The sequence below is a fragment of the Pseudomonas sp. ZT5P21 genome (assembly GCF_054897785.1).
In genome coordinates, this window is the sequence record NZ_CM142705.1 from 1,975,639 (window position 1) to 1,990,536 (window position 14,898).

Annotated in this window: 16 protein-coding genes and 2 pseudogenes; 4 read left to right on the forward strand and 14 right to left on the reverse strand. The window is 60.6% G+C overall.

Features of this window, described 5'->3' with window-relative positions; all coding sequences use genetic code 11:
- Nucleotides 1–77 precede the first annotated feature (77 nt).
- Complete coding sequence (locus ACYZT9_RS09115) at nt 78–305, forward strand: MbtH family protein (protein ID WP_462009490.1); 228 nt, start codon at nt 78–80, stop codon at nt 303–305.
- 936 nt (nt 306–1,241) lie between these two features.
- Here ACYZT9_RS09115 and ACYZT9_RS09120 read toward each other — a convergent pair.
- The 14 genes and pseudogenes from ACYZT9_RS09120 to ACYZT9_RS09185 all read right to left on the reverse strand — a co-directional run.
- A complete protein-coding gene (locus ACYZT9_RS09120) occupies nt 1,242–2,144 on the reverse strand; it encodes a metal ABC transporter substrate-binding protein (protein WP_462009491.1) in 903 nt (300 codons plus the stop codon).
- A complete protein-coding gene (locus tag ACYZT9_RS09125) occupies nt 2,145–3,044 on the reverse strand; it encodes a metal ABC transporter permease (protein ID WP_003226663.1) in 900 nt (299 codons plus the stop codon). It lies immediately after the preceding gene.
- A complete protein-coding gene (locus tag ACYZT9_RS09130) occupies nt 3,044–3,907 on the reverse strand; it encodes a metal ABC transporter ATP-binding protein (RefSeq protein WP_462009492.1) in 864 nt (287 codons plus the stop codon). Before ACYZT9_RS09130 ends, ACYZT9_RS09125 begins: the two co-directional genes overlap by 1 nt.
- Nucleotides 3,904–4,830 carry a metal ABC transporter substrate-binding protein gene (locus ACYZT9_RS09135; RefSeq protein WP_462009493.1) on the reverse strand — a complete coding sequence of 309 codons (927 nt, stop codon included), beginning with the start codon at nt 4,828–4,830 and terminating at the stop codon, nt 3,904–3,906. Before ACYZT9_RS09135 ends, ACYZT9_RS09130 begins: the two co-directional genes overlap by 4 nt.
- A gap of 35 nt (nt 4,831–4,865) precedes the next feature.
- A complete protein-coding gene (locus ACYZT9_RS09140; protein ID WP_462009494.1) occupies nt 4,866–5,438 on the reverse strand; it encodes a DUF6162 family protein in 573 nt (190 codons plus the stop codon).
- Nucleotides 5,435–5,764, reverse strand: a complete 330-nt coding sequence (locus ACYZT9_RS09145) for a hypothetical protein (RefSeq protein WP_462009495.1) — start codon at nt 5,762–5,764, stop codon at nt 5,435–5,437. Before ACYZT9_RS09145 ends, ACYZT9_RS09140 begins: the two co-directional genes overlap by 4 nt.
- Complete coding sequence (locus ACYZT9_RS09150; RefSeq protein ID WP_462009496.1) at nt 5,761–6,303, reverse strand: thiamine pyrophosphate-binding protein; 543 nt, start codon at nt 6,301–6,303, stop codon at nt 5,761–5,763. Before ACYZT9_RS09150 ends, ACYZT9_RS09145 begins: the two co-directional genes overlap by 4 nt.
- Nucleotides 6,300–7,502, reverse strand: coding sequence for a PepSY-associated TM helix domain-containing protein (locus ACYZT9_RS09155; RefSeq protein WP_462009497.1), 1,203 nt, complete (start codon nt 7,500–7,502; stop codon nt 6,300–6,302). Before ACYZT9_RS09155 ends, ACYZT9_RS09150 begins: the two co-directional genes overlap by 4 nt.
- Nucleotides 7,503–7,813: 311 nt before the next feature.
- Nucleotides 7,814–8,272, reverse strand: coding sequence for a VOC family protein (locus tag ACYZT9_RS09160; protein WP_462009498.1), 459 nt, complete (start codon nt 8,270–8,272; stop codon nt 7,814–7,816).
- Between the two features lie 163 nt (nt 8,273–8,435).
- Complete coding sequence (locus ACYZT9_RS09165; protein ID WP_462009499.1) at nt 8,436–9,539, reverse strand: sigma-54 interaction domain-containing protein; 1,104 nt, start codon at nt 9,537–9,539, stop codon at nt 8,436–8,438.
- A 22-nt stretch (nt 9,540–9,561) separates the two neighbouring features.
- Nucleotides 9,562–10,749 carry an acyl-CoA dehydrogenase family protein gene (locus tag ACYZT9_RS09170; protein WP_462009500.1) on the reverse strand — a complete coding sequence of 396 codons (1,188 nt, stop codon included), beginning with the start codon at nt 10,747–10,749 and terminating at the stop codon, nt 9,562–9,564.
- A 38-nt stretch (nt 10,750–10,787) separates the two neighbouring features.
- On the reverse strand, nt 10,788–11,933 hold the full coding sequence (gene ssuD, locus ACYZT9_RS09175; RefSeq protein ID WP_462009501.1) for an FMNH2-dependent alkanesulfonate monooxygenase: 1,146 nt from the start codon (nt 11,931–11,933) through the stop codon (nt 10,788–10,790).
- A 10-nt stretch (nt 11,934–11,943) separates the two neighbouring features.
- Nucleotides 11,944–12,033 (reverse strand): annotated as a pseudogene (locus ACYZT9_RS09180) (FMN reductase); the annotation flags it as partial.
- Between the two features lies 1 nt (nt 12,034).
- Nucleotides 12,035–12,106, reverse strand: a pseudogene (locus ACYZT9_RS09185) (FMN reductase); the annotation flags it as partial.
- 481 nt (nt 12,107–12,587) lie between these two features.
- Between ACYZT9_RS09185 and ACYZT9_RS09190 the strand changes: the two are divergent.
- The 3 genes from ACYZT9_RS09190 (at nt 12,588) to ACYZT9_RS09200 (ending at nt 14,897) form a co-directional block, all read left to right on the forward strand.
- Nucleotides 12,588–12,857 carry a hypothetical protein gene (locus tag ACYZT9_RS09190; protein WP_462009502.1) on the forward strand — a complete coding sequence of 90 codons (270 nt, stop codon included), beginning with the start codon at nt 12,588–12,590 and terminating at the stop codon, nt 12,855–12,857.
- A gap of 98 nt (nt 12,858–12,955) precedes the next feature.
- Complete coding sequence (locus tag ACYZT9_RS09195) at nt 12,956–13,570, forward strand: LysE family translocator (protein ID WP_462009503.1); 615 nt, start codon at nt 12,956–12,958, stop codon at nt 13,568–13,570.
- Nucleotides 13,571–13,730: 160 nt separating this feature from the next.
- Nucleotides 13,731–14,897 (forward strand): cysteine desulfurase family protein, encoded by a 1,167-nt coding sequence (locus ACYZT9_RS09200; RefSeq protein WP_462009504.1) that lies wholly within the window; start codon nt 13,731–13,733, stop codon nt 14,895–14,897.
- The last annotated feature ends 1 nt before the right edge of the window (nt 14,898 follow it).

Sequence of the window (14,898 nt, forward strand, 5' to 3'; positions counted from 1 at the left end):
CCCGGCCTTCGGAACGTTCTTTCTACATAACGGCTGCGCACGCAGTGCACCCCACCTTTCAGCGATGGAGAGACACCATGACGTCAGTATTCGACCGCGAGGACATCCTCTTTCAGGTCGTGGTCAACCACGAAGAGCAGTACTCGATCTGGCCCGACTACAAAGCCGTGCCGGAAGGCTGGCGCACCGTGGGCAAGAGCGGGCTGAAGAAGGAATGCCTGGCTTACATCGAAGAAACCTGGACGGACATGCGTCCGTTGAGCTTGCGCAAGAAGATGGAAGAGCAGGCCGCTGAGGCTCACTAAGTTTTTCCGCGCAACGCAAAGAGAAGCCCGCTGAACCGGTAAGGTCGGCGGGCTTTTTTGCGTTCGCGAATAGATGTTTATCCCTGTGGGAGTGGGCTTGCCCGCGATGGCTGTGTGTCAGGCGACTGGTTTTTTGATGGTGTACATATCCATTCCTGCGGGATTGGCCACCCATGGTTCCGCTTTTACAGCGGGTCACTTGGAAAAGCGCCAAGTAACCAAACGCTTTTGCCCCTGACGTCCGGTGCCTCGCTCAGGCTCGGCATACCCTCGCTCCGATCCTGCTCCGTGGGCCCGCCGCGATCGGCCATCCATGGCCGTGCGCGGCTAACCCGGCATCCATGCCGGGTTGCCCACTGCGCAGAACCTGCGCTCGGCCTTCCGACGGGGCAGATCAAGATCACAAGCCAGAGCCAAAGCAAAGCAACAGCCAGAGCAAACTCACCACTAATGTGGTAGCGAGCTTGCTCGCGAAAAACGTTCGGACGACGCGTTCATTCAGACAGCCCGCGTAGCGTTGTCGCCCATCGCGAGCAAGCTCGCTCCCCTAGGGGAATGCGTACCTATGAAGAACCAGGCCGGCTGTTAGGCCGCCTCGCGGTGATGTGGCGGTACACGCCCCCTCGAGAGGCCGAGTGGAGGTTCTGCGCAGTGGGCAACCCGGCATGGATGCCGGGTTAGCCGCCCCCGGCCATGGATGGCCGATGGCGGCGGGCCCACGGAGCAGGACCGGAGCGAGGGCATGCCGAGCCTTAGCGAGGCACCGAACGAAAGGGGCAAAAGCGCTTGGTTACTTGGCGCTTTTCCAAGTGACCCGCCGTAAAGGCGGAACCCTAAGCTGCCGTTACCGCAGGAATGGATATGTACTCAGTCAACAAAGCATAGGACGGCTATCAGGCCGCCATCGCCGCACTGCAGTTCCCACAGGGATTCGTGTCACGCGCCACTCAACCCCTTGATCACCAAATCCACATTCCCTTCCAGCTCGGCCACCGGATCCGCCGCGTCCACACTCAGCACCACAAACCGGCTGCCAGCCTCAGTAATCACCGCTTTCACCGCGTTCGACGGCTGCCGGTGATGCAACACCACCGCCACGTCATTGTCCTTGAGCGTCACACCAAATTGCTTCAAGGCTTCTGGCGTCCACTCGGCATCCGGCCGCGCATCGACACCGATCAGCTCCAGATTGAGACCGCCAATCAGGTAACCGAAATGATCGCTGAGGCTCATCACGCTCAGGTTGTCGGCACTGGCCAGCCGCGCCTCGCTGTCAGCGCTGAACTTGAGCAAGCGCTGTTTGAGCGCTGCAAGGTTGGCTTCGATTTTCGGCTTGGCCTCGGGCGCCAGGCGCACCAGGTCTGCCGCCATCACATCGGCCATGCGCCCCATGTTGTTGCTGGAAAACCACGGCTGACTGTTCAGGCCATCGACCTTGTTGCCCGGCTGCACGGCGATGCCGGGCAGGGCGCCGTCCACCGGGCGCGCGGCGTCGACTTCGACGATACGGATATTGCTACGCCGGGAGATCGGGTACAGCGGATCATCCGCCCAGAGCGATCGCAGGCCGATCACCGCATCGGCGTCGGTCGCCAGTTTGGCCAGCGCCGGCGCACCACGTCCAGAGAAGTAAGCCGTCTGACGGCTGCCGGGCAGGTTCGCCGGCGCCGCACGTTCAAGATTGACGTTGGTGCCCTTGAGCAATACCTCGCCCAGACCATATGTGATTGGCAGGGATGCCAACACGTGCAGCGGTTTCGCGCTATCCGCCGCGAAGGAAGTATTCACCAGTCCGCACAGGGCGACGGCCAGAGTCAGTTGACGCAGAGAGAATGACATTTATCCGAGGTTCCCTTTCAGGCTGGGGACGACCCCGCGCGCGATGGCGGCGAGGGCAAACGCGATACCGGCCACCAGTATGATCGCAGCGCCGGACGGGATAGGCAGGTCGAACACAATCGGCGCAAGAATCCCGCACAGCGTGCTGACCGTAGCGATCAGCACCGAGCACCAGAAGAACCCCTTGAGCGACTGGCTGAGCAAACGCGCCGCGGCTGCCGGAATGACCAGCAGCGCGCCGACCAGAATCGCACCGATGACTTTCACCGCCGCCACAGTGATCAGCGTCACCAGAATCACGAACAGGTAATCCAGGGTCTTCACCGCCACACCGCGCACCGCTGCCAGTTGCGGGTTGAAACTGGCGAGCATAATGCGGTTGTACAGCGGCAAGGCCAGCGCCATCACCAGTGAACCGACGATGGCGAGCACCAGCAGGTCATTGCCGTTGACCGTCAGCACCGAGCCGAACAAGACGTTTTCCAGAATGTGCACATTGATCTTGCCGGCCAGGATCAGCAGCAGGCTCGCGCCCAGTGCCAGCGACACCGACAGGAACACACCGATCAACGTATCTGGCGCCAGACCCGTGCGGTTGCGCAGGTAGTTGAGCAAAATGCCGAACAACAGGCAGTAACCGAACAGGCTGCCATACGGCCCGGTGTAGGGTTCACCGAGCAGAATGCCGATGGCGACGCCGGTCAATGCCGCGTGCCCCACGGCTTCAGAGAAAAACGCGAAGCGTTTGACCACCACCAGCGTACCCAGGCCACCCAGCACCGGGCCGATCAGCAAACCGGCGAGCAGGGCGTTGACCACGAATCCATAAGCCAGCGCTTCAGGCAGATAACCCGAAGAGGCCCAGCCCTGAACCATCAAACGAAAGGCTTCGTAACTCATCAGGCAGCGCTCCGTGGATGGGTTGAAAACAGCGTCAACAATCGTTCGGGCGTCAGTGCCTGCTTCGGCGCGGCATCGAACAATACCCGGCGATTGAGCCCGGTGACGCGATCCGCCAGACGCCCGACCGCTTCCAGATCGTGCTCGATCCACAGCACGGTAATCCCGCTCTGGCGCCAGTCGCTGAGCAGCCGTTCAAACACCTGAATGCCCGCCTCATCGAGTGCCGACATCGGTTCATCGAGCATCAGCAAATGCGGCGCCGGAATCAGCCCCTGTGCCAGCAATACGCGCTGACGCTCACCACCGGACAACGCGCCCATGCGCCGTTTGCGTTTGTCCTGCATGCCGACCCGTTCCAGCGCTTCGCCTATCGCCGCCGCGTAATGCTTGCTCAAACCGAGAAACGCCGGACGCCGCTGACACATGGCGGCCATGAAATCATCGACGGTCATCGGCAGGCCGCGATCAAACTCCAGCGCTTGCGGCACGTAGCCGATGGTGCCGGATTCGCCCGGCCATTGCAGGCTCAAGCGACCCTGATGCGGCATCTGCCCGAGCAAGGTCTTGATCAACGAACTCTTGCCGCCACCGTTGGGGCCGACCAACGCATGCACGCTGCCGGGCTGGACCTGGAAGGTCACTTTGTCCAGGATCGTCGTGCGGCCCAGCGTCAGGCTGACCTCCGCAAAATCCAGCGTCGGCCCCGAAACCTGTGGGAGCGAGCTTGCTCGCGAATGCGATGTGTCATTCAACGATGATGTTGACTGACTGGACGCTTTCGCGAGCATGCCCGCTCCCACACGGGGTTCGGAATCGGTCGGAATGGGGTTTTGTGCACTGATGGTTTCTTTAGCCGTCATGCGCCAGTCTCCTGAATCGCCCGGACCACGGTGTTGAGGTTGCCGGTCATTTCCTTTTCATATTTGTCGGCGGTGTATTCGCCATAGGAAATGTGCGACAGCGGGTACAGCTTCACCCCGGATTCACGCTGGATGGTGTCGACGTAGGAGGACGGGAAATCCATCTCCGAGAAGATCACTTTCACGTCCAGTTCGCGCAGTTGATCGATGGTCTTTTTCAGCTGGCTCGGGCTCGGCTCGATACCATGTGCCGGTTCGACCACAGCGGTCACTTCCAGGCCGAATTCACGCAGCAGATAGTCATAGGCCGCATGAACCGTGGCCACCCGCAGTTCAGCGTTCGGCGCCTGGGTCAGTTTCGCCAGGGCGTCGGCGCGCATCTGCCGCAAGTGTTTGCCGTAGGCGCGGGCGTTCTGGGTGTAGGTCTTGGCGTTGGCCGGGTCGAGCTTGCCCAACTCACGGGCGATATTGTTGACCTGGGCGATGGACGCGCTGATCGAGAGGAAGGTGTGCGGGTTCACGACCTTGCCGGCACCGCGAGCGGCGACACCGGTGGCGGCCAGCAGCGGCACGTTTTCGTTGGCTTCGATCACCGGCACATTTGGCGTTTCGCTGGCGGCGATCATACGGTCGGCGAAGTCGTCGTGACCGACGCCGTTAAGCACAATCACGTCCAGCCCGCTGATGCGTTTGATGTCTTCGGCGCGAGGTTCGTAGGCATGCGGGTTGAAGCCGGCGGGAATCAGCGGCACCACATCGGCCTTGTCGCCGACGATGTTGGCCACGTAGCTGTAATAAGGGTGCAGCGTGATGCCGATGCGCAGGCGCTTGGCTTCGTCGGCGCTGGCCAGTGGTGTCAGCAGGCAGGCGAGCAGGCCGACCAGCAACAGGCGAAGGAAAGAGCGTTGAGATGAAATAGGCATGGGAAAGCGGTCTTCTCTCGGGTGAAGGCGAGGGTTCAGTGCCGGTGCTGGCGGGTCACGCCGGTATCGAATTGCGCGACGATCTGCTGCCAGCCAGCGCTTTCGAGCGCGGCGTCGGCAATGTCGATCGGAGCCTTGAGGTCGGCGGCACGGTTGAGCCAGATGTCCGGGGCATCATCGTCAGCGCTCAGGCGCATCAAAAACGAACCGGCCACGGCGGGCGTCTGGCTCTGACCGAAGTAACCCTTGGCGTCGAGCAATTGCCAGGCATGGCCGCCACGGCTGACGGCACTGGCGTCCTGGGCGAACGGCGCAAAGCCCTCACCGGCGAGGGCTTCAGGTGTCGGCAGGGTTTGCTGTTCCTGACGCAGCAGGTGAATCTCGTCCAGCGTGACCCGCAGGTCGGCGTAGATGCCTTGCTCGGAGGCGCTCAGGCCGCGGCGGGCATCCAGTTGATGGCTGCTGACGTTACTGGTTTTCTGCGACTCATGGCGCCAGGCGACTACTGAGCCTGCCACTGCCAGGATCATCAGGCACAACAGCAACACATACAGGGTTTCATGGCCGGCACCGGCCGGGCGGACGACGTGGGTAGTAGGCGTGCTCATGGGGCTTCGATGTCCGCTTGGTCGATCTCGACGACGTGGCCGGGACCGGCATCGAACAGCACGTAGAACTCGGCGCCGGGCTTCTTGAAGGTCAGTTTGGAATCGGCCCCGAGCTTGCCCGGTACCAGAATGGTCTCGTCGTAACCGATCACATCGAGGGTCACGCCCGGTGCACCACTGCCATCGGAGAAGCCACCGGTGCACTGGATCTGTTCGGCGTCGATGGCCTTGCACTCGCACATCGGGTTGTGGGCCAGGGCGCTGGCGCTGAAGCCGGCGCACAGCACCAGCAGAACGGCGTGGAGAGGGCGAAATGCGTTGATCATGGTTTGCCTCCTTGTTTGTTCAGCCACTCGAGGGTGGCCGGGGATGCCTGGCTCAGGGGGATGGACGCTTGGTGCATGGCGCCGTCCCAACCTTCCATGGTGATCCACAGCTCGGCGTCGACCCTGGTTTTTTCCGGGATGGGCAGCGTCGCGCCCATGCGGTACGGCGTACCGAAGAAAATCACCCCGGCGGCGCGCAGACTGCGGGGTTTGCCGATGCGCAGGTAAGTCGCCTTGACCTGAACGCGGCAGCTGTCGCACAGCGCCGCGTTGAAACTCTTCATGTAACCGGCCGGGCCATCGAGCCGTGGTGCTTCGTTGCGAAATTCGGCCAGGCGCAGGCTCCACGGTCCCACCTGAACCTCACCGATTTCCCGTTCACCCAGGCCGGTGTCCCCGCGAAACAGGGCGGCATCGGCAAAGTACTTGGGCATGAAACCCAGCGGCACCAGCAACAGCAGGACGTTGATGTGGAATCGCCATTTGTGCCAGAGGCGGCTCAGTCTGGAGCCCGGTTTCTCAGCGGTGAACAGGCTCATTGGCTGACCTCCGTGATGTCGCGGCTCGTGACTTGAGTGGCATCGGCAGTGTGCGGACGTTTGTTGCTGCGCTTCAGGGCGTTCGCGGTGGCCAGGGCCGTGCGCTTGGTCCAGATCAGCAGGCCGCTGAGGACCATCATGCTCAGGAGCAGGCCGAAGAAGAACCAGATCAGCTTGATCCAGATCCCGCCGAAATCACCGGTGTGCAACGGACGCATCGATTCGGTCACCAGCTCCAGCCCGGAGCGATCCGACAGCAGGCGGGTGACGGCGACGTCACCGGTGTACGGATTGATCTCGGCGGTCTGGAACATCAGTGGATACCAGCTGCGGCCGCCCACCGAGAGGTAACTGTAGGCATTGGCGGGCAGGCTGACGAAGCTGTCTTCGAGGCCGGAAATGCGTTGCTTCGCCTCGTGGATTGCCGCTTCCAGGCTGATCATTGGCGCGGGCAAGCCGTCGGCGGTGAGGGGTACGCTTTCACGAGGGACCACTGGCGCCACCGGCGCGGTGGAAATCGTAATCTGGTTATCGAACATGAACGCTTCGATCAGGAACCAGGTGCTAGTAACGGAAATCACCGCGATGAACCAGATTGACCAGATGCCGCTGAGGCGGTGAAAGTCGCCCCAGAAAATCCGCGCGCCATGTCGCAGGCGCAGCGTCGGTCGAAAAAATCCTTTCCAGAAGCGCTTGTAGACCACCAGCCCGGTAATCAGCGAAGCCAGCAGCGGCAGGCTGAGAAACGACACTAGGTACCAGCCCCAGCTGTAGCCATTGGTGAATGGCACCAGCCACCAGCCATGCAGGGCGCGAGTGAAGGCCCTGAAGTTGAATTGCGGGGCGGCGCCCTGGATCAAGCCGCTGTACGGGTTGACGTAGACCACCACCGAGCGCCCGTCGGGGTAGGTCACTTCCACGTCCAGGGCGAAATGCGTTTCGTCGGGTCGGCTGATGCTCTCGACCAGAATCTGTGGCTCGGCCTGCTTTATCGCGGCAATGAGCTGGTCATAACTCAACAGCGGCGCATCATCGGAGGGTTGGCTGGCGCGCATCTGCGGGTTGGCCAACCAGACGATTTCCTGGCTGATCACTGCCAGCGTGCCGGTCACACAGACGATCAGCACGAAAAACCAGATGGGCAGTGCCAGCCAGCTATGGACCAGAAACCAGAGTTTTGAACGGGATTTCTTTGACATGATCAAGGTCTTGTATTGATGTGATGGCCTTAGCTGCGGGCTTCCCAGCGTGGGGTCCATGAAAAGTACGGTCGTGGCTTTTGCCTACGCGAACCGACTGCATCTATATAAGACGAATGAGAATCAGAAATCCCGAACCGGGATGTGAAAGTAAATGTTTCGTATTTTGCGTTATGTAGTGTGTTGTTTTGGAGTCCCCTTCGCGAGCGAGCCCGCTCCCACAGGTTTTGTGTCGTGCGAAATAATCACGAATGACACAAAACCTGTGGGAGCGGGCTTGCTCGCGAAAACGCCGGTACATTCAGTGAAAATCAACCCTGCTGAAACATCTCCTTCGCTCGCTGCTCAATCTGCTCCTGGGTCAGATCTTCCTTGCGCGTGGCCAGAAACCACACATGCCCATACGGATCTTTCAACGTTCCCGTACGGTCACCATAAAACTGATCCTTGACCTCGGACACCACCGTGCCGCCGGCCGCAATCGCCTGTTTATAAGACTTGTCCACGTCGTTCACGTAAAGGTGCAAGCCCACGGACGGTGAGGTGTCCGGATTGCTCAGCGGCCCCTGATCGCACGGCGTACCGAGCATGATCGGGCAATCGCCGATGCGCAGTTCGGCGTGACCGATGCCGCCGTCGGGCATGGACAGGCGCATGACTTCAGTAGCGCCGAAGGCTTTCTTGTAGAACTCGATGGCTTCGGCCGCTTTTTGAATGCCCAGATACGGGGTGATGCTGTGATAACCCTCTGGAATGGGTTTGACGCTCATGACGGTTCTCCCTGTTCTTGTCTGAGTGAAAGGTGTTCCTTCGCCGATTTCCGGTCGGATAACTATAGGTCAGCACCTTTTCGACAACCGAGAGCCCGACGAGCAGCAGCGTTACCGTTCCTCTTCAAGTCCTCGAAATTATCCTGAACTGCAGCCTGGTGACTCAAATCGACAGCTGCATCAAGCGCTCGCCCTGCACGTTTTCCGTGGGCCGGCGCTTGTTCACCGCCAGTTCGCCGATTTTGATCAGTCGCGTGCGCGTCACGTTGCGGCTCAGCCCCAGCAGTGCGGCAGTGTGCACCTGGTTGTAATGACTGAAGCGGTAGGCCGCGCGCAACAGGGTGTCTTCGACCTTCTCGTGCAGCGCGCCGGCCTGTTCCTCAAAGAGCTTCTGAAACGCCCGATCAAGCAAGGCTTCCGGTGAGTCGTCGAGGCTGCCGTGGTGATCGTCCTGACGCTCGATGCGCATGTTCGACAGGCGCAGGTCATCGCGTTCGATCACGCCGTTACGGCAGATCAGCAGCGTGTGGTGAATGACGTTTTCCAGCTCGCGGATGTTTCCGGGCCAACTGTAACTACGCAGTTTCAGTTCGGCCTCTTTGCTGATGGTGATGGTGCCGTAACCCAGGCGCTGGCTGTAGGCTTCGACGAAGTGCCGGGTCAGCGGCAGGATGTCGTCGGGGCGATCACGCAGCGGGCTCAGTTCCAGGCTGACCACGTCGAGTCGGTAATACAGATCCTCGCGGAAATGCCCGGCATTGATGGCTTTTTCCAGTTGCACGTTGGTCGCCGCCAGCACGCGCACGTTGATCGGAATGCTCTTGCGCGAACCCAGTCGCACCACTTCGCGCTCCTGCAACACCCGCAGCAACTTGACCTGAATCGCCATTGGCAAATCGCCGATTTCATCGAGAAACAGCGTCCCGCCGTCAGCCTCTTCGAACCAGCCAGCCTTGGCGCTCAAGGCCCCGGTGAAGGCGCCTTTTTCGTGGCCGAACAGCTCGGCCTCGACCAGGGATTCGGAGAACGCACCGCAGTTTACCGCCACGAACGGTCGGTTACGCCGGGCGCTGAGGTTGTGGATGTGCCGGGCTACCAATTCCTTGCCGGTGCCGGTTTCGCCAATGATCAGCACGCTGGCTTCGCTTGGCGCGACTTGTTGGATGTGGGCGAGCAAGGCCTGGGATTTCGGGTCTTCGAACACCTGAGCCGTGGCACGGATGGAGGTGGCCAGGGCGGGCGAGGGCGGTAAGGTCAGCAGTTGCATGGGGGCAGGCTCCATGAGAGGGCTATGAATAGAAAGTCGGAATCGGCAGGGACTGGTTCAGAGCCCAATCGCCCAGTTCATGGAGTTTGTAATCCACCGGGTCGTGCAAGGTTTGCGTGCGCAGGTTGCGCCAGTGACGGTCCAGTCGCAGCGAGGCGTGAGTCGAGCGCGCGCCGGTCACTTCGAACAGTCGGCTGCAGAGTTCCAGGCCGTTGCGCGTGGCGGCGACCTTGGCCGTGGCGATCGCGGTGGCGAGGTGTCCACGTTCTTCGGCGCTGAGGTTCGGGCCTTTTGCCCAGGCCTTGTCGAGCAGATCAGCAGCGCGTTCCACCAGCAACCGAACGCCTTCAAGCGCCACCCAGAATTCACCGTAATGGCCGAGTACATACGGATCCTGACGCACATCCTGAGCGCTGGATTTGTGCCATGGGCTGGTTTCAGTGAGCGTGTATAGCCGCGCCTCTTCGAAGCCGCCTTCGGCAATGCCGAGGAACATGTGGGTAAATGTCAGCTGCGCGATCAAGGGTCGCAGGCAAGCGAACGGCGTGCTCAACGGGCCCGGGTCGAGCAGCAATTCCGATTCCTCGACCCGCACCCGTTCGAACGTGGCGCTGCCGCTGTCGGTCTGGCGCTGGCCCATGTTGTTCCAGTCGTTGTGCAGGGTAATGCCGCTGCGGCTGCTAGGAATGGCGGCGATCAACAACTTGCCGCCGGTGCTTTCGTCCACAGCCGAGGCGATCAGCATTTGCGAATCGCTGGCACCGGAGCAGAAACTTTTCTTGCCGGAAAACTCGCGCCAGCCTCCGAGGCTCTTCACCACCGTGCGGGTGTCCAGCGGGTTGAGGGCATTGCCCCAAAACCAGTTCTTGCGCGCCGTTTGTTCAAACCAGGGCTGCCATTGCTCGGGCCTGGCGAACAGGCGCACGGTGGCGAGCATCAGGTGATGAAAACCGAAGACGTGGGCAATCGAGCTGTCGACCTTGGCGAACTCGCGCACGATGGTCAGGGTTTCACTCCAACTCGCGCCGAGGCCGCCGTACTGTATCGGAATGCTTAAGGCGAGCAGGCCGCTGTGGCGCAGGGCATCGCGCTCAGCTTTTGGCGTACCGCCACGTTCATCGCGCTCGACAGCGGTCAGGGTAAATTCGGCGGCCAGCTGCCGGGCGGTTTGCAGGGGGGATAACTGGGCGCTTTGCGGCTTGGCAGTCACGCGGGGGTTCCTCAGTGATTCGACGCAGATCCCTGTAGTCAGGCCTTGGTTTTGGCGGGCAAAACATCATTGGCGATCATTTCGCCAAACGGCCCGGTGAGGTTGGTGACACCGCGCCCCGCAAGGCTGGCATACGGTTCAGGCAACAGCGGGAACACCAGCTCGGCAAAGCGATACGCCTCTTCAAGGTGCGGATAGCCGGAGAAGATAAAGCTCACGATCCCCAAATTCGCGTATTCCTTGATTCGTGCCGCCACTTGCTGCGGATCACCCACCAGCGCCGTCCCGGCACCGCCGCGCACGAGGCCGACACCGGCCCAGAGGTTGGGGGAAATTTCCAGGTTGTCGCGACGTCCGTCATGCAACGCTGCCATACGCCGCTGGCCTTCGGAATCGAAACGCGAGAATGACTTCTGCGCGGCGGCGATGGTCTCGTCGCTGATGTGTTCGATCAGTTTGTCCGCGGCGTTCCAGGCTTCTTCAGCGGTCTCTCGGACGATGACGTGCAAACGAATCCCGAACTTCACCGTGCGCCCGTTGCGTGCCGCTCGCTCGCGCACATCGGCGAGTTTTTCTGCCACGGCGGCCGGCGGTTCGCCCCAGGTCAGGTAGACATCGACCTGCTCGGCGGCCAGTTCATGGGCGGCTTCGGACGAACCACCGAAGTACAGCGGTGGATACGGTTTCTGAACTGGCGGATACAGCGCCTTGGCGTTCTGCACCTGCAAATGTTTGCCTTCGAAATCTACCGCTTCGCCTTGCAGCACCCGGCGCCAGATCTGCAGAAATTCGTCGGTGACTTCGTAGCGTTCGCTGTGATCGAGGAAAATGCCGTCGCCACGGTTTTCGTCCGGGTCGCCGCCGGTCACCACGTTGATCAGCACGCGGCCGTTGGACAGTCGATCCAGCGTGGCCGCCATGCGCGCCGAGACCGTCGGCGAGATGATGCCCGGACGAATCGCCACCAGATAGCGCAGGCGTTCGGTCAACGGCACCAGCGCCGAAGCGATCACCCATGAATCCTCGCAGGAACGCCCGGTGGGAATCAGCACGCCGTGGTAGCCGAGGCTGTCGGCGGCCTGGGCCACTTGTTTCAAATAATTGAGAGTCACCGGACGGGCGCCCCGAGTGGTGCCCAGATAATGGCCGTCGCCGTGGGTCGGCAGAAACCAGAAAACATCCATGAAGAGATCCTTAAGCGATTTTCAGCAGACTTTTGGGGTGCACGCTGAACAACGGCGCGGCGCGCTCTGCAGCAAGACGAATGCGGGCCTTCAAGGGCTCAGGTCAGCACTAAGGTGCGGGATGGCCGCCAGGTACCGCCGGACAGGGCAACGACTTTCAATGGACGCGACATGAACAATTCCTTTTTAAACAGTTGCTCAGCGGGCAGTGAGTAGTCACGGGGCTTGAGCAAGAGCTGTACCATTCCATGAAGCCCTGTATGTGTGGGGCTTGTAGCGCATGGTTGTCGGCGTGCTGTTTTATTTGCAGCACTGTGTGTTGAATGACTGTTGCCTGGCAAACAGTTGCCTGGGCAACAGTTGTGAAAGGCGATGGGGTTGTTATAAAGGCTCTTTGTTATTCCTCAAAAGATCATTGATAGATATTTATAGATCATTCGGAAATATGGACGATCTGGTAGGAGCCGGCTTACTGGCGAAGGGTCATTGAGTCATGCGGTGTTCTTACGGCCGTCATCGCCAGCAAGCCGGCTCCTACAAGGGTGTAGTGATCCAACCTCAATACCCACTATCGAGAGCGTTGATTTCTGCCCATCCAGAGGCGCGAGTAGCCTGTGTTCATTGCCCCGAACCCAGATGCCAGGACGCCAAAACATGAAACCTCTACTCACCACTTTCTTGCTGCTTGCGGTCTCCGTTCTCGCCGGTTGTGCCAACCATGTGTCGCCGGAACTGCGGCCTTACACCGCTGAAGAAACACGGCAACTGGCGTTGGAATCGCTGAATCGTCGCGGTTTGTCGTTCGATGAGTACCAGTCAAAAAAAACCGCATTGCTCGGTCAGCCGCAGAAATCGTTTAGTTTCGATAAACAAGGCGAAATGAACGCCGAACGCGCTGTTCAGCTTCACGGCCGTCCGAGCTGAGTGACTGTACCGCTCGAAGTTTCACCCAACTGTCCATGGGTTTCCCTCGGGGTGTGCGATAGGGTCAATACCTGACTGACCCTGATGGACTGCCACCCATGACGCTCTCGCTCGATCTGCTGCTGGGCTTCGCCCTGTTTGCCCTCGTCACCTCGATCACTCCTGGCCCGAACAACACCATGTTGCTGGCATCGGGGGTTAACTTCGGCTTTAACCGCACCATCCCGCACATGCTTGGCATTACCTGCGGCTTCTTTGTGCTCGTCGTGGCTGTAGGCTTCGGCCTGGGTGCAGTGTTTCAAACCTATCCGTTGCTCTACACCGCGCTGCGATACGTCGGCGCGGCGTATCTGCTGTACCTGGCATGGAAAATCGCGCATTCCGGGCCGGTTTCCGACGCAGAGGAAGGGAAGAGCAAACCGATCAGTTACCTCGGCGCCGCGGCGTTCCAATGGGTCAACCCCAAAGCCTGGATCATGGCCATCGGCGCCATCAGCACCTACACGCCGATGCAGGGTTATTTCACCAACGTCGTCGTGATTGCCGCGGTCTTCGCTCTGATCAACCTGCCGAGCGTCGGTGTCTGGGCGGCGTGTGGCACGCTGTTGCGCAACGTGCTCAAGGATCGTCGCTGGTTGCGCCTGTTCAACTGGGGCATGGCCGCGCTGCTGGTGGTTTCGCTGTATCCGTTGTTGCTGGAAAGCTTTAGCTGACGCATTGCTTCATCCGGTTGCCCGATGCCTGTTAAGCTCGACTTCAGGAGCGTTCCTACGCACTTTTAAATGAAGTCGTACTTCTTTAACGCATCCGATCAGGTATTGCTGGTGGCTGGTTCCCAGCTCCTGATCCCGGAACATGCTCTGCGAGTCTTTTATGAATAAACGTCCGTTGTATTTCGACTACGCCGCCACCACGCCGGTGGATGAGCGGGTCATCCAGGTCATGGTCGAATGCCTGGGTTTCTCCGGCAACTTCGGCAACCCGGCGTCCAGCTCCCATGCATACGGCCAGCAGGCCCGGCAAACGGTCGAACAGGCGCGACAGCAGGTGGCCGAACTGGTCGGTGCGCAAGCAGACCAGATCGTCTGGACCTCCGGCGCCACCGAATCGAACAACCTCGCCCTCAAGGGCGTGGCCCAGGCCCGGGGAACATCAGGCGGCCATATCATCACCAGTCAGATCGAACACAAGGCGATTCTCGACACGGCGAAACAATTGCAGGACGCGGGCCTTGCAGTGACGTATCTGGTGCCGGACGAGCAAGGTTTGATCACCCCGCAAGCCGTCAGCGAGGCGATGCGCGAGGACACCTTTATGGTGTCGCTGATGCTGGTCAACAACGAACTGGGTACGGTCAATGACATCGCAGCCATCGGCGAGGTCGTGCGCACCCGCGACGCGCTGTTCCATGTCGATGCCGCACAGGGCGTGGGGAAAGTGTCAATCGACCTGACGCGATTGCCGGTGGACCTGATGTCGTTTTCGGCGCACAAGATCTACGGCCCCAAAGGCATCGGCGCGCTGTATGTCGGGCCCCGCGCACAGCAGCGCTTGCAGGCGCAGATTCACGGCGGCGGCCACGAAGGCGGTTTGCGTTCCGGTACGTTGGCGACTCACCAGATTGCCGCCATGGGCGTGGCCTTCGCGTTGGCGGCGCAACTGTTCGATGAAGAGAAAGCCACGATCGCGCGTCTGCGTGAACGCTTGCTTGAGCCGCTGCTGAGCATTCCCGGCGTTCGCCTCAACGGCAGCCCGACCCACCGCATTCCTCATACCCTGAGCCTGACCTTCAACGAAGGCGAGTTCAATTCGGCGGCATTAAGCACCTCGATCGCATTTTCCGCGACCTCGGCCTGCAACTCCGCCAATAATGCGCCGTCCCACGTGCTGCTTGCCCTGGGGCATGACGCCCGTTCGGCGAGTCGCACCATTCGCTTGAGCCTGGGCCGGTTTACCACCGAGCAGGATATCGACCAGGCAGTGCACCTGATCAAAGCCGCCTGCGCCAGTGCTCCGGCATTCTGGGCGACAGGACCTTAAA

Excerpts from the sequence above, each read along its gene's own strand:
- ACYZT9_RS09115 (WP_462009490.1), top strand. The coding sequence starts at position 78 with ATGACGTCAGTATTCGACCGCGAGGACATCCTCTTTCAGGTCGTGGTC.
- ACYZT9_RS09120 (WP_462009491.1), bottom strand. The coding sequence starts at position 2,144 with ATGTCATTCTCTCTGCGTCAACTGACTCTGGCCGTCGCCCTGTGCGGA.
- ACYZT9_RS09125 (WP_003226663.1), bottom strand. The coding sequence starts at position 3,044 with ATGAGTTACGAAGCCTTTCGTTTGATGGTTCAGGGCTGGGCCTCTTCG.
- ACYZT9_RS09130 (WP_462009492.1), bottom strand. The coding sequence starts at position 3,907 with ATGACGGCTAAAGAAACCATCAGTGCACAAAACCCCATTCCGACCGAT.
- ACYZT9_RS09135 (WP_462009493.1), bottom strand. The coding sequence starts at position 4,830 with ATGCCTATTTCATCTCAACGCTCTTTCCTTCGCCTGTTGCTGGTCGGC.
- ACYZT9_RS09140 (WP_462009494.1), bottom strand. The coding sequence starts at position 5,438 with ATGAGCACGCCTACTACCCACGTCGTCCGCCCGGCCGGTGCCGGCCAT.
- ACYZT9_RS09145 (WP_462009495.1), bottom strand. The coding sequence starts at position 5,764 with ATGATCAACGCATTTCGCCCTCTCCACGCCGTTCTGCTGGTGCTGTGC.
- ACYZT9_RS09150 (WP_462009496.1), bottom strand. The coding sequence starts at position 6,303 with ATGAGCCTGTTCACCGCTGAGAAACCGGGCTCCAGACTGAGCCGCCTC.
- ACYZT9_RS09155 (WP_462009497.1), bottom strand. The coding sequence starts at position 7,502 with ATGTCAAAGAAATCCCGTTCAAAACTCTGGTTTCTGGTCCATAGCTGG.
- ACYZT9_RS09160 (WP_462009498.1), bottom strand. The coding sequence starts at position 8,272 with ATGAGCGTCAAACCCATTCCAGAGGGTTATCACAGCATCACCCCGTAT.
- ACYZT9_RS09165 (WP_462009499.1), bottom strand. The coding sequence starts at position 9,539 with ATGCAACTGCTGACCTTACCGCCCTCGCCCGCCCTGGCCACCTCCATC.
- ssuD (WP_462009501.1), bottom strand. The coding sequence starts at position 11,933 with ATGGATGTTTTCTGGTTTCTGCCGACCCACGGCGACGGCCATTATCTG.
- ACYZT9_RS09190 (WP_462009502.1), top strand. The coding sequence starts at position 12,588 with ATGAAACCTCTACTCACCACTTTCTTGCTGCTTGCGGTCTCCGTTCTC.
- ACYZT9_RS09195 (WP_462009503.1), top strand. The coding sequence starts at position 12,956 with ATGACGCTCTCGCTCGATCTGCTGCTGGGCTTCGCCCTGTTTGCCCTC.
- ACYZT9_RS09200 (WP_462009504.1), top strand. The coding sequence starts at position 13,731 with ATGAATAAACGTCCGTTGTATTTCGACTACGCCGCCACCACGCCGGTG.